Genomic DNA, 12131 nt, shown 5'->3' with positions numbered 1-12131 from the left:
GAGTTTTGAGCTAGTAAGGTGCGCCTAGCGCACCCGGAGAGCGTTGTTGAGGACTAAGATTCGCCCTGTGCACGCAGCCGGCTCAGAAGTGGTGAAGAAGAATCTCAAACTCTGGAAATTTCGTTGGGGGGGCGCTCCCTCTTCTTGTTTTCAAAAGATATCGGTAATAAGTCTTATTTATTGCCGATAGCCAACACCTAGAATGAGGCAAATCGGTCGTTAGCGTACCCCTCGAAGACGATCGCACCTTGACAGGGCTGGCATTGTGCAATCCACAATCTCAAATCCACAATTTAAAACCCACAATCTAGAATCTCAAACCTAAAATCTCAAATCTCAAACCTAAAATCCACAATCTAGAATCTACAATCTAAAATCGATTGATGGTATTTTCTAGTTTGTCGGCAATGCCTTCAACCCAGTTTTCATCTTGTTTTGTATAGCTGCGGGGTGCGTTAGCACCTAAAATTAAAACGCCTTGGGTGCCGATCGGCTGACAGATAACTCCTTGAGTATTTTCTGGCAAATAGTCAAATTCTATTCTACCAGGATAAATATTGAGATTTACTAAATAAACTGGTTTATTTTTGTCGAGCACTCGCTGCAATATCGGCCCTGGTTTGACTTCGGGATTGATGCCTAAAATGCCACGCCGCAATAGGACTTTTCCCTGATACACAATTACGATCGACCTTGTGGCGGTATTTGTCAATAGCAAACGCGACGCCCAGGCTAATTCTATTTTCACAGCCTCCGGCAAATCCAGCGCAAATTCAAAACCTTCTTCGCCGATAAGTTTTACGGAATCGGGCGATCGCGCTTGCACCTGCTGCCACAGCAAACCTGTTAAAATCAGCAAAGCGCTGACAATTACTCCCAAAGCGTCCGATCGAGCTTGAGAATCTGTGATTTGCTCTGTCAGCAAGCGGTTGACCATTAGCAGCGTACCTGCTAACCCTCCTGCAACTAACGGCAATTGCCGCAAAACTCTATTGGGATCAGATTTAGTCATTACTCAGCAATCATTAGTCATTAGTCATTGGTAATTGGTAGTTGGTAATTTAACTAATGCCAACTGCCAACTGCCAACTGACTTTATCCTACTTCTCCAATTTCGACAATTCGCTGGAACAGATAGCCTGTGCCGCGGGCGGTGAGAATTAATTCGGGATTGCTGGGGTCGTCTTCCAACTTAGCCCTAAGCCGCGAGATATGAACATCCACTACGCGGGTGTCTACGTGGCGTTCTGGCGTGTATCCCCACACTTCCTGCAAAATTTCCGATCGCGAAAAAGGCTCTCCAGAACGGCTGACAAGCAGTTCTAACAGGCTGAATTCCATGCCCGTGAGCCGAATTCGTTCGTCGCCTTTGTAAACTTGGCGCTTGTTGGTGTCAATCCTAATATTGGTGACGTGGATGACTCCGGAGCTGGGAATTCCCGATGCTCCGTTTTTGTCAACCCTTCGCAGTACCGAACGGATGCGGGCTTCGAGTTCTTTAGGAGAAAAAGGTTTGACGACGTAATCGTCGGCGCCCAATTCTAAACCGGTGATGCGATCGGCTACGTCTCCCAAAGCGGTTAGCATGATGATGGGTACGTCTGACTCTTTGCGCAACTCCTGACAGACGCCGTAACCGTCTAGCTTCGGCATCATCACGTCCAAAACCACTAAGTCGGGTTCGGTGTTGCGAAATGTTTCGAGAGCTTCTTCGCCGTCAGCAGCGGTGACGACATCGTAGCCAATCATGGAAAGGCGAGTCTCCAGAATGCGGCGGATACTGGCTTCGTCATCGACTACCAGAATTTTTTCTTTATGGTTTTCCAAGTTACCGAGCACTCCTTAAGTTACATTTCAGATAATGTTATTTTTTTGTACCCTATCATAGAAGACACAAATTGAATCATGTGTGGCGATCGGTCTGAAAGCTTGATAATTGCTTTAACTCAGACTTTTCTAAATGTTAGGGTGACTATTTATCATAGTAAACAATGCCTAAGCCTCGAGTACAATATATTTGTCGGGAATGCGGGTATGATTCACCACAATATTTTGGCAGGTGTCCTAGCTGTCAGAAGTGGGATTCTTTTGACGAGCAGATAGAACAACCTACTGCTGGTGTGCCGCGGGCTGGTTTAACTGGGGTGACAACTAAGACAGTGGGCGGTTCGCCCCCTGATAAGTCGAAGGGTCAACCAAGGGTATCTTTCAGATTATCGCAGATTGCTGACCAAACTCAGTCTCGCTGGCCTTCGGGTTACGGGGAACTCGATCGAGTTTTGGGAGGCGGGATTGTTCCCGGATCCCTGGTGTTGATTGGGGGGGAACCGGGAATCGGGAAATCGACGCTACTGTTGCAGGTGGCGAATATGTTGGCCCGCAAGGATCGGATACTGTATGTCAGTGCGGAGGAGTCCGGCCAGCAGGTGAAGTTGCGATCGCAGCGTTTAGGCGTGGCTAATCCGGTTGAGTTGTCAAGCAACGGCGGGCATAAATCCCGCAGCAATGGGGAAGCTAAAACGGATTCCGAGGACAATTCAGCGGAGAATTTCTATTTGCTTCCCGAGACGGATTTAGAAGTTGTTTTGCGGGAGTTGGAAGCGCTGAAACCGAATGTAGCGGTGATTGATAGTATCCAAACTATTTATTTTGCTAGTTTAACATCGGCTCCGGGTTCGGTGGCTCAGGTGCGGGAATGTACTTCGGCTTTGATGCAGGTAGCGAAAAGGGAAAATATTACTTTATTTATTGTCGGTCACGTTACGAAAGATGGAGCTTTGGCCGGGCCGAGGGTTTTGGAACATTTGGTAGATACTGTACTGTATTTTGAGGGCGATCGCTTTGCTTCTCATCGGCTTTTGCGATCGATGAAAAACCGTTTTGGCGCGACTCACGAAATCGGTGTTTTTGAAATGGTAGCCCACGGTTTGCGAGAAGTAGATAATCCGTCGGAGTTGTTTTTAGGGAATAGAGATGAATTTTCTCCCGGTACTTCGACGACTGTTACTTGCGAAGGAACTCGACCGATTTTAGTGGAAATTCAGGCGTTAGTTAGCCCTGCAAGTTTCGGTTCGCCGCGCCGCACTACTACTGGTGTGGACAATGCTAGATTGCAGCAAATTTTAGCTGTTTTGGAGAAAAGGGTGGGGATTCCTTTATCTAAATTAGATGTGATTTTGGCGACGGTGGGTGGGCTGAAGGTGGATGAACCGGCGGCGGATTTGGCAGTTGCGATCGCCGTTGTCGCCAGTTTTCGCGATCGGGTAATCGATGCACGCACAGTTTTGCTTGGAGAAGTGGGTTTGGGGGGACAGGTGCGGCCGGTTTCCCAATTAGAATTGCGGCTGAGGGAGGCGGCGAAATTGGGTTTCAAAAGGGCGATTATTCCTAAGAATCAACCGGTGCCGGAGTTGGGGATGGATATTATTCCGGTGGCTAAAGTAATCGATGCAATTATTGCGGCGATTCCGGCTACTCCGGCTCAGTTGCAGCCTGGTGATTTAGAGTTTCAGCCTGTGGATTTGGAGGAAGAGGATTTATCGAATTGAGTTAGAATGGTGATGTTGTAGATTGATATTAAGGAGGCACAAGATATATATCTAGTAGACACTATTGAGGCTAAAAAAAATTGGAATTAATCGAAGTGGCGATGATAGGTAAAGAAGTTTCGATTAGTAAAGATAACGAGCCTGTTGTAAAATTGGTAGGAATTCCCAAACAAACTAAACCCAATCGGCAAGCAGGAAGTGCTAAAGGAATGGTTTAGATGGCGGATGATTTTGACGAACCGCTAGAAGAATTTAAGGAGTATATGGAATGAGGATGTTGTTGGACACTCATGCCTTTATTTTGATTCTTATGAGATCGCGCGGGTGTGGTGAATTAAGTGAGTTTAAAAATAAAAAGGCGAAGATGAAACAATTTAAAATCATCAGTGAAAAACATTTCGATGGTTATGTAGCCTATGCCCTTGGTATCAAAGGTGCCGTAGTTAGTGAAGGTGACACCTATGAAGAAGCCTTAGCTGATGTCAAGGCAGCTATTCGTTGCTACATCGAAGTATTTGGCAAAGAAACAATGGAAAACGAATCACCTGCGATGAGACTTTTTTAGTAAAAGCAGAGGTGGCTATTTAATGTCGAACTTTCCTGTCGATGATCCTAAAAGACGAGTCATCAGAATATTTCACTTGTTGGGTTTTCGGATTATTAGAGAACGCGAATATATTGTCATAGTGCGATAAAATCAGGAGGGCACGGAGACTCCGTTAGTAATGCCTAACCACGATCAAATAAAATCAGCGGCAGTGAGAGCAATTTGTACTCAGGCGGGAATTTATAGACAGTAATTTTTAATAGATTATGCACAAAGTTGAGTGCAAATGCTATCTACGATAACACTTGAAATATGTTAAATTATAGATTGCCTTTTTTGAGGTACGTTTTTACTAAAAAATGAAGAAATCAAAAAGACGCAAAAATCAGTGGTCAAATGAACTAAACGACATCATTAGAGGTGCATCTGGCGGCTTTTTATTCGGGATTCCCCTGCTTTATACGATGGAGGTTTGGTGGATCGGTTCGTATACTAAACCAGCGGAAATGTCGATCGCCATCGCAACTACCTTTATCGTCGTTTTCTTGCTGACTCGCACTGAAGGTTTTCGCAAAACTAAGGACATCCGCTGGCTAGATGCTGCAATCGATACCGTAGAAGCGATCGCCATCGGCATTGTCTGCGCGGCTTTTGTCTTATTTTTGCTCAGGGAAATTACGCTGGAGACTCCGCTGCAAGAAACTTTGGGGAAAATCATCTTTGAAGGTCTGCCGTTTGCCTTGGGAGTTGCCCTAGCAAGCGGTTTCTTGAGCGGCGATCGCTATCAAAGCTCAGACAGCGAAAAGGAACCTACAATCAATCCAACTGTAGCAGATATCGGCGCTACTTTAATCGGCGCGATGATCATTGCTTTCAACATCGCCCCAACTGACGAAATTCCCATGCTAGCGGCAGGTATTTCACCGCCTTGGCAATTAGCAATTATCGCCGCTTCGCTGCTAATTTCCTACGGTATTGTATTTGTAGCAGGCTTTACTTATCAAGCAAAACGGCAGCAACAGCAAGGGATTTTTCAGCGTCCCCTCAGCGAAACAGTTATGGCGTATTTAGTGTCGCTGGCGGCTTCTGCATTTATGATGTTTTTCTTCCAAAAACTCAGTTTTGACGACCCGTGGTCGATTTGGTTGAGCTATACGTTAGTATTGGGATTGCCCGCGACTATTGGCGGCGCCGCGGGGAGGTTGGCAGTATGAGTGAAAGTAATAACGAACAGCAACAAAAAAGAACTCCTGCTGAATGGGCGACATTTGCGATCGCCTGCTTGATCCTTTTTACCCTCACCGGACTCGTACTCTACAACTGGCTGGCTAAAAAGCAGGAACCTCCGATTATTTCCGTCACTCGCAACTCGCCAATTCGCGAAACTCGAGGGCAATTTTACGTGCCGTTTACAGTAACTAACACGGGCGGCGAAACAGCCGAATCAGTGCAAATTATTGCCGAACTGCGCGTCAACGGCGAAGTCTTGGAATCCGGCGACCAACAAATTGATTTTTTGTCAAGCGGCGAAACTCAAGAAGGAGCTTTTATTTTCAGCCGCGACCCCAGTCAAGGTGAGTTGATTGTGCGATCGAGCAGTTATAAACTACCTTAACAAAGTTTTCAAATCTCGTGTCCGGTAAGTGTGACCCTAATAAAATTTTGTCGCTGGGTGGGGGCGGGTTTAAAAATACTTTGGTTATTAAGCAGAGATACGGGTGTACCCGCCCCGACCTCAATATTGTAGTGCGATCGCTCTACCGCTTCACCCCATTGTGTTCCCACTTCCAAACACAGCTAGAAATCAAATTCGTACAGATATGAGCCGTAATTGGCACTAACAAATTCCCAGTAGCTAAAACGCTGTAACCCAACAGCAATCCGACAGCCGTTGCCCAAACAGCATAAGGCCACTGATCCATGCCTCCCAAGTGCAGAATGCCGAAACAAAAACTCGATAAAACTAAACCGGTAACATTCAATCCCAAAGCAGACAGCATCACGCCTCGAAATAGCAATTCTTCGCTAAGTCCGGGCAGCAGTCCCAGCCAAATTAAATCCGGCCAAAACAAAGGTTTGAGCACTACTTCTAAGTAAACATCCGCACTCCGGCGATAACCCGGCCAGAGTTGATAAACGATCGCACTTCCGCCTGTAATTGCCAGTCCGATCGCACATCCTTTGATCAAGTCGATTCCTATTAATTTGACTGGCAAAAGCGATACCGATCCAAATAGCAACCACAATTTAGCTACCGCCAGCAACATAATTGCTGTCACGCCCATTGCTACTAAAACTTGGGTGCGCGTCAAGGGTTCAATTTCAGGATTTTCGGGAATTTTTTCTGCCACTTAATCACTTTTAGATTTGAGGTTTGAGATTTTAGATTTGTTTTGTTGAGTCAGACAAACAACGCAGGGAGGAGATGTCTGCACCCAAGGAAGCTGGACTGATGCCGGATCGCAAAGCGACCAACACTCCGATCGCCTCTAAATATGAGTTTACCTGCAAAGCTTTGATTCCGAGTTTTTCTGGAGTCGCCTGCATCTGGGTTTTGTTGTCGCCGACAGCGATGATTTGTACGGACGATCGCCCACTCAAACTCAGAATAGCACTGCCACCGCAGGCTGTGGCGGGTATCACCACCGCATCGACTCGATCAGCGGTAATTGATAATTGATTGTGCTGCTGGCTTTCTGGCGCTACCAATTGAGGAGCTTTGCTGAGGCCGGCAAGCACGCAAGGTAGGAAAGTATAGCCGATTTCCTCAGCAGCCGATCGCGGGGACAGGTGCGGATCGAGGGGAAGTGGGGAAAGCGCAGGGGCGTGGGCGCAGGGGATTTTAAACGTCCTGACGACGAGGTGGCTGATTACAGCTTCCGCGCCGGCGAGGGGGTCAACTCCTTTGCCGCGGCGGTAGTTTTCGAGGGCGAGGCTGCCTTCATCGTCGGGAAATCTGGCCACAACTGCGATCGCCTCTACTCTTGCTTGTTCGATCAATTTTTCTGCAGCGCGCAATAAACTGTCTGGATTGCCGATCGTCCCCCAAGATGCCCCTGATTCGGAAATACGCAATTCTACTTGCAGAGGGCGATCGGTTAAAACACAATCGGTTATATTCAAACCCAATGTAGCTCTAGCAGCATCAACGGCTTGCAAGTGGCGCAACTGCAAGTCTGGTTCAATGCCGGCATCGAGGATTAAGCCGATGCGATTTTGATGTACTGGTTGCAAGCCCCAGCATCCGGCAGCAAATTTGTCAAGGGCGTAACCTTCAACGTAGAGAGCGTTAGGTATCGGCCAATAAAGTTGAGCGCCGTTGAGGACGTTGGGGTGAGTGATCAGGGTGTCTGAAATTTGGGCGATCGCCCTAGCCACGGGCAGCGCATCTCCTGCAAAGCCCCCCATCGAGGCTCCAACGCCTGTGGGGACTATCAAAACCACTGTTAAAGGGCGCCGGTTCACACTGTTGCGGGGGATGCTTCCACGAGCACGTAGCCTTCTACCACAGCCTTTTGCCGATCGACATCCACGTCTGTGACTGCCCACCGCAGGGGTTCGCCGTGCTTTTGCAGTTCAATTTCAATCGCCGAGTGCAATTCTTCGGCGGTATCGTGGAGGTCAACTTCTGCGGAAATGAAATGGGTAGTCATCGGGCGATCCATAGTGGTTTTACTGTGATCGGTACTTAGCTCAATTTTAGCTTAGTCCTAGGATTTACCGAATTGGCGATCGTACACAATGTCTTCTTTTTCGGTTTCTATCTTCAAGTTCGATCGGGGATAAGCAATGCACAGCAACACATAACCTTCTGCCTGAAGTTCGGGACTGACGCCCATGCAATCAACTTGCTCAACTTCACCCTCAATAACTTTAGCAGCGCAAGTAGTACAAACCCCCGCATTGCAAGAGTTAGGCAGATCAATGCCCGCAGCGTTGGCCACCTGCAGAATTTGTTTATCTTCGGGCACTTCTACGGTATAGGTAGAGCCTTGGTGGATCAATTCAACAGTGTAAGTCTTAGACATATTTCAATGATTGGTTTTAATTCCCAATTGGAATTTACGGTAAATTTGCAAACAAAGCACTGAGTATTTTACCGCTCTTGGTGATTTTGTGCAACTTTACAACTGCACTTTTTATTGCTAAAAATTTTTATTAATTGCCTGGGGTGAGTGGCATTTTGTCAATGACTTATTCACAAATTATCACGAGGATCACGGGCGAACTCGGCCAGAAAGCACTTATACGTAACTAATTTTTGCCTTCAAGCCAACAACTCCTCAACAGCAACACTAAAACCCGCTAGCACTAACTGAGTGCTGATTGTAGAACCCTGGTTAAAGGTTAACTTTTGAGTTTGAGTCATTATCATTATCCAGCGACTTTCTGGAAAAACTATCCAAACTTCCAGACAACCAGAATCTAAATACTCTTGTGCTTTAAGAAAAATCTCTTCCGCACTATCAGTAGGAGAAACTATTTCAGCAATTAAGGGCGGACTTTGAGGCAAAGTAGGAACATCGCCAAATTGAGCAACAAGTTCAGGAGTCAGATAAGCTACATCAGGACGGCGCACTCGCCTGTCAGTACGACAAGGAACCTCCGTATAGACTTCGCCATCTTGCCCGCTAGATATCTTATAACTTCTCCAAGAATAATCTAGTTTAGATTGGATGCGACTGTGTTTTACTGTCATGCCATTTTTCTCCGCAATTTGCCCGTCCACCCATTCCATATCGTCGGGGGGATTCGCCATAAAGTCTTCTAGAGAAACATTTTCTGATAAAACGGCAGCCATTACCATAGCCATTTACTCCCTTTTGCAGAATTCACTCATATTGTAGCAATCAATTGGTAATGGGTAATTGGGAATTGGGAATTGGGAATTGGGAATTGGGAATTGGGAATTGGGAATTGGAACTAACAAATAACCTATGCCCTATGCCCCATGCCCCATGCCCAATTTACTCAATATTAATTTGATTGGGAGGCTTAGGTGGATTCGGTTGCTCATCCTTCAAAGTTTTACGCCCAGAACTAGCATACTCCTTGTACATTTCCACAAACATCTTGGTTAACTGTTGCAAAGAAAGTTGTTCGCCATTAACTTGAGCTTTCATGTAAGCTTTAAGCACTTCAATGTAAGCCAAACCTAGAGCAAGCGTGAGAGTTGCTGCGGTTGCACCGGAGATAGCACCGCCGACAACTGTACCCGCACCAGGAATCATTTTAATCAAATTAGTAACAATACTTCTGCCGACAGCAGTAACCCCGCCAGCGCCGCTAATAGCAGACAGCATCGCCGAAATAAACCCCTTATCAAAGGGCATTCCAAAAATTACAGTAATATTAGCAATCATTGCCGTTTGCATCGTCATCAAAATCGGCGCATCAGCAAACGGTACAGGAGTCGCACCGACAATTGCAGAACCTGCAACATAAGCACTTAGATACTTAAATGCCATATCGGATTTGAGCGCAATATTAGCAATTTGTTCTTTAACAAAAGCTTTTTTAGCTACTTCCGGCAGCAGTTGAAAAGTTGCATCTACCAACTTATCTAAACCGTGAGATTTTACTGTATAATCCTCATCAATTTCTTCCGGCTCAGCCATGACGGGGATAATTTGACTGACTGGCAAATTCATGTGTTCCAGTTGCTTGAAAAACTCGCCCGGCTTTTTAGATGTCGTCTGAGTCAGCACTAAAAGAACTGGTACATCTTTGACTTCCATTTCTTTGAGCCAGTTTTCCTCGACAGATTCTATTCTATTGGCGCTGTGATTGATGCAGTACCAGATGACGTGAATGTGTTCTTTTGGGTGCAGGAGTCTTTGGTCTTCAATCAGTTTAGCAACGTTTAATTGAATAACTTTAATTTGTTCGGCGTTGAGTTCGAGTCCGGGAGTATCGTAGACTGTAATTGGGCAATTCGGTTTGGTATATTGGCGAATGCCTTGAGTTATGGGGCGGCCGACTCCGGTTTCTGCTAAGCGTTGGCGAAAAACGGAATTTATTAGGGTACTTTTGCCGACACCAGTTTTGCCGATGACTAAAACATTGCACTGTCCCACTTGGTTTTCTGCGTCTTTGAAGGCGTAATAACTTCTATTTAAAAGCTCGTCTAAGGAAAAGTCGTCTGACATGGCGGTTTGCTCCGATAAGGGTGGGATATTAATTCAATACCACCGAATAGAATTCCGATGCTCTACAAACGAAGTCCGCGAAGGCGGCCTGGGGGAGTCTTAAAAATATTGTAGCAATTTGATTTAAGAACTGGTGCAACGGGTAGAGGAGAGTTTTGTGTTGCGTGCTGCTAAATGAAAGGTTGTAGAATTTAGTTTAAGCTAGCAATCGATCGACATCGATGCTAAAACCTGTCAGGATTTGTTGGGTGCTGGCGGTATCGCCGGATCGAAATGTCAATATTTGATTTTGAGTCATCACGAATATTAAACGGCTTTCGGGAAAAACTAACCAGACTTCCTGACAGCTAGATTCTAAATATTCCTGTGCTTTGAGAAAAACATCTTCAGCGATATCAGTGGGTGAAACTATTTCGGCAATTAAAGGGAAACTTTGGGGTAAAGTGGCAAGATTGCCAAATTGTGCCACTAATTCGGGTGTGAGATAAGCGACATCAGGGCGGCGAATTTGTCGGTTGGTACGGCAAGGAACCTCGACATAAGCCTCTCCACCTTGTCCGCTAGAATCTTTGTAATTTTTCCAAGCATCCCCCAGGCTTAACTGAATTTTACCCGTCTTTAGTGTCATGCCATTTTTCTCCACAAGTTGGCCGTCTACCACTTCCATGTTGTCGGGCGGCTCGGTGATGAACTCTTCTAAAGTAAAATTATCCTGTACAGCAGTAGCAGTGACCATAGTCATTTCCTCGTTTTTACAAATCGGTTTCAGAACTTGCCTGTATGATGTTCGATCAAACCTTCACCAATGGCGCAAACTCCTCTAACTTCACTTGTAAGTCATCCACCAGCATTAAACGATACCTTTCGGTAGTTTTCAACTTGTGGAGAACATAACTAGCAAACTCATGTCGCCACTTTTTTCTATCAAGTTCATTCGAGATGTTCAGCGCTCTGATTGATAGGTTGTAAGGGTATTCTTCAAAGTTGAGTTCTTTATCATTTTCAAAATCATACTTTCCTACTGTAAGAGTGATTGTTGAGTTACGAAACTCATACCAGTGGTCAATGCCATCAGAAACCAGCTCTAATTTTAGAGCCAATATAAACTCTAATTCTTTGATTAAATGTTCCATTTCCTGCGGAAAGTCTACAAAAATATCTAGTGTGCGAGACATAAGAACCTCCTTTATTGAAACTCAGTAAAAGTGATGTCATAGATATCGCCAATAATTCGGACGCTATCAATTTTTCCGCGTGTAATATTTTTCGCCCTCTGCAAACCTCGTTCAGCTTCAGCCTCTATCAACCCAGACACCCTATAGCAAAACCATTTGATTTGTAAACAATCGATTCAATCATCACAAGCGTTTCAGGTTGTTTTACATTCACGACTCAAATAGACTTGCTATAGCATCTATAATTATATCCCTAGCCTGTCCGCCTCGTCTAATCGAATTGTTGATCTGATTTTTTACTGTCGCGCTTGTAGCACCGGCATCCAGACTTTTGAATTCAATGGGTTTTCCATCTACCTCAGCATCGGGATTTCTACCTCCATCGGTTTTTTCCACCAAGGCTTTAACATTCTTTCCCTCTCTTTCCAGAAATTCAGCAATCGCTCTTTCGGTTGCACCAAAAGCTCTTTCTGATTCATCAATACTGCCACAATTAGCCGAATTTTGCTTAGGGGTTTGGTTAGTCCCGTTATTCACCATTTTTGGTTATTTAAAATTTTGGTGAATTATCGCACATTATGAGCCAAGTCACTTGAGAAAAAGAACCGGGTTTCTCACTTAGTCAATACAATGATTCCTCTCCCATCAGGTTCTACTATTACTCTAATACTAACACTATCTCTAGTTCCTTCAATCTGCCATCTTACAGGCT

The 12131-nt window shown here is 45.4% G+C and carries 16 protein-coding genes; 5 read left to right on the top strand and 11 right to left on the bottom strand.

What is annotated here, in order from left to right:
- Positions 1-370 precede the first annotated feature (370 nt).
- Positions 371-1012: a cofactor assembly of complex C subunit B gene (locus tag QUA38_RS12645; RefSeq protein ID WP_333162209.1), complete on the bottom strand. Its 642-nt coding sequence runs from the start codon at positions 1010-1012 to the stop codon at positions 371-373.
- Between the two features lie 83 nt (positions 1013-1095).
- Entirely contained in the window at positions 1096-1827 is a 732-nt protein-coding gene (gene rpaB, locus QUA38_RS12640) for a response regulator transcription factor RpaB (protein ID WP_071587789.1), read from the bottom strand.
- 164 nt (positions 1828-1991) lie between these two features.
- Here rpaB and radA point away from each other — a divergent pair, with 164 nt between their 5' ends.
- From radA to QUA38_RS12615, 5 genes are all read left to right on the top strand, one after another.
- Positions 1992-3548 (top strand): DNA repair protein RadA, encoded by a 1557-nt coding sequence (gene radA, locus QUA38_RS12635; RefSeq protein ID WP_333162207.1) that lies wholly within the window; start codon positions 1992-1994, stop codon positions 3546-3548.
- A gap of 80 nt (positions 3549-3628) precedes the next feature.
- Positions 3629-3766: a hypothetical protein gene (locus QUA38_RS12630; RefSeq protein ID WP_333162205.1), complete on the top strand. Its 138-nt coding sequence runs from the start codon at positions 3629-3631 to the stop codon at positions 3764-3766.
- 56 nt (positions 3767-3822) lie between these two features.
- Positions 3823-4113 carry a hypothetical protein gene (locus tag QUA38_RS12625; protein ID WP_333162203.1) on the top strand — a complete coding sequence of 97 codons (291 nt, stop codon included), beginning with the start codon at positions 3823-3825 and terminating at the stop codon, positions 4111-4113.
- Positions 4114-4454: 341 nt separating this feature from the next.
- The gene (locus QUA38_RS12620) at positions 4455-5309 is read left to right on the top strand and encodes a TIGR02587 family membrane protein (RefSeq protein WP_333162201.1); all 855 of its coding nucleotides are present in this window, start codon (positions 4455-4457) and stop codon (positions 5307-5309) included.
- On the top strand, positions 5306-5710 hold the full coding sequence (locus QUA38_RS12615; protein WP_333162199.1) for a TIGR02588 family protein: 405 nt from the start codon (positions 5306-5308) through the stop codon (positions 5708-5710). Before QUA38_RS12620 ends, QUA38_RS12615 begins: the two co-directional genes overlap by 4 nt.
- 142 nt (positions 5711-5852) lie before the next feature.
- Here the strand turns inward: QUA38_RS12615 and QUA38_RS12610 are convergent, their stop codons facing one another.
- The 9 genes from QUA38_RS12610 to QUA38_RS12570 form a co-directional block, all read right to left on the bottom strand.
- A complete protein-coding gene (locus QUA38_RS12610) occupies positions 5853-6446 on the bottom strand; it encodes a CPBP family intramembrane glutamic endopeptidase (RefSeq protein ID WP_333162194.1) in 594 nt (197 codons plus the stop codon).
- A gap of 31 nt (positions 6447-6477) precedes the next feature.
- A complete protein-coding gene (locus tag QUA38_RS12605; RefSeq protein WP_333162192.1) occupies positions 6478-7560 on the bottom strand; it encodes a DUF3326 domain-containing protein in 1083 nt (360 codons plus the stop codon).
- Positions 7557-7748 carry a hypothetical protein gene (locus QUA38_RS12600; protein WP_333127563.1) on the bottom strand — a complete coding sequence of 64 codons (192 nt, stop codon included), beginning with the start codon at positions 7746-7748 and terminating at the stop codon, positions 7557-7559. The genes QUA38_RS12605 and QUA38_RS12600 overlap by 4 nt, the downstream gene beginning before the upstream one ends.
- Before the next feature lie 57 nt (positions 7749-7805).
- Positions 7806-8123, bottom strand: a complete 318-nt coding sequence (locus QUA38_RS12595) for a 2Fe-2S iron-sulfur cluster-binding protein (protein ID WP_190740251.1) — start codon at positions 8121-8123, stop codon at positions 7806-7808.
- Positions 8124-8362: 239 nt separating this feature from the next.
- Positions 8363-8902 (bottom strand): Uma2 family endonuclease, encoded by a 540-nt coding sequence (locus tag QUA38_RS12590; RefSeq protein ID WP_333162211.1) that lies wholly within the window; start codon positions 8900-8902, stop codon positions 8363-8365.
- A 160-nt stretch (positions 8903-9062) separates the two neighbouring features.
- A complete protein-coding gene (locus QUA38_RS12585) occupies positions 9063-10244 on the bottom strand; it encodes a GTPase (protein WP_333162189.1) in 1182 nt (393 codons plus the stop codon).
- Positions 10245-10440: 196 nt separating this feature from the next.
- Entirely contained in the window at positions 10441-10980 is a 540-nt protein-coding gene (locus QUA38_RS12580; RefSeq protein WP_333162187.1) for a Uma2 family endonuclease, read from the bottom strand.
- 55 nt (positions 10981-11035) lie between these two features.
- Positions 11036-11419 carry a hypothetical protein gene (locus QUA38_RS12575; RefSeq protein ID WP_333162185.1) on the bottom strand — a complete coding sequence of 128 codons (384 nt, stop codon included), beginning with the start codon at positions 11417-11419 and terminating at the stop codon, positions 11036-11038.
- A gap of 210 nt (positions 11420-11629) precedes the next feature.
- On the bottom strand, positions 11630-11959 hold the full coding sequence (locus QUA38_RS12570) for a CdiA C-terminal domain-containing protein (RefSeq protein ID WP_333162183.1): 330 nt from the start codon (positions 11957-11959) through the stop codon (positions 11630-11632).
- Positions 11960-12131 lie beyond the last annotated feature (172 nt).

The organism is Microcoleus sp. Pol12B4 (assembly GCF_036701385.1).
Taxonomy (GTDB): Bacteria; Cyanobacteriota; Cyanobacteriia; order Cyanobacteriales; family Microcoleaceae; genus Microcoleus.
Note: the sequence above shows the minus strand (reverse complement) of the source record. Positions and strands in the feature narration are given on the sequence as shown.

Excerpts from the sequence above, each read along its gene's own strand:
- QUA38_RS12620 (WP_333162201.1), top strand. The coding sequence starts at position 4,455 with ATGAAGAAATCAAAAAGACGCAAAAATCAGTGGTCAAATGAACTAAAC.
- QUA38_RS12595 (WP_190740251.1), bottom strand. The coding sequence starts at position 8,123 with ATGTCTAAGACTTACACTGTTGAATTGATCCACCAAGGCTCTACCTAT.
- QUA38_RS12615 (WP_333162199.1), top strand. The coding sequence starts at position 5,306 with ATGAGTGAAAGTAATAACGAACAGCAACAAAAAAGAACTCCTGCTGAA.
- QUA38_RS12570 (WP_333162183.1), bottom strand. The coding sequence starts at position 11,959 with ATGGTGAATAACGGGACTAACCAAACCCCTAAGCAAAATTCGGCTAAT.
- QUA38_RS12600 (WP_333127563.1), bottom strand. The coding sequence starts at position 7,748 with ATGACTACCCATTTCATTTCCGCAGAAGTTGACCTCCACGATACCGCC.
- QUA38_RS12645 (WP_333162209.1), bottom strand. The coding sequence starts at position 1,012 with ATGACTAAATCTGATCCCAATAGAGTTTTGCGGCAATTGCCGTTAGTT.
- QUA38_RS12575 (WP_333162185.1), bottom strand. The coding sequence starts at position 11,419 with ATGTCTCGCACACTAGATATTTTTGTAGACTTTCCGCAGGAAATGGAA.
- QUA38_RS12585 (WP_333162189.1), bottom strand. The coding sequence starts at position 10,244 with ATGTCAGACGACTTTTCCTTAGACGAGCTTTTAAATAGAAGTTATTAC.
- radA (WP_333162207.1), top strand. The coding sequence starts at position 1,992 with ATGCCTAAGCCTCGAGTACAATATATTTGTCGGGAATGCGGGTATGAT.
- QUA38_RS12580 (WP_333162187.1), bottom strand. The coding sequence starts at position 10,980 with ATGGTCACTGCTACTGCTGTACAGGATAATTTTACTTTAGAAGAGTTC.
- QUA38_RS12590 (WP_333162211.1), bottom strand. The coding sequence starts at position 8,902 with ATGGTAATGGCTGCCGTTTTATCAGAAAATGTTTCTCTAGAAGACTTT.
- QUA38_RS12625 (WP_333162203.1), top strand. The coding sequence starts at position 3,823 with ATGTTGTTGGACACTCATGCCTTTATTTTGATTCTTATGAGATCGCGC.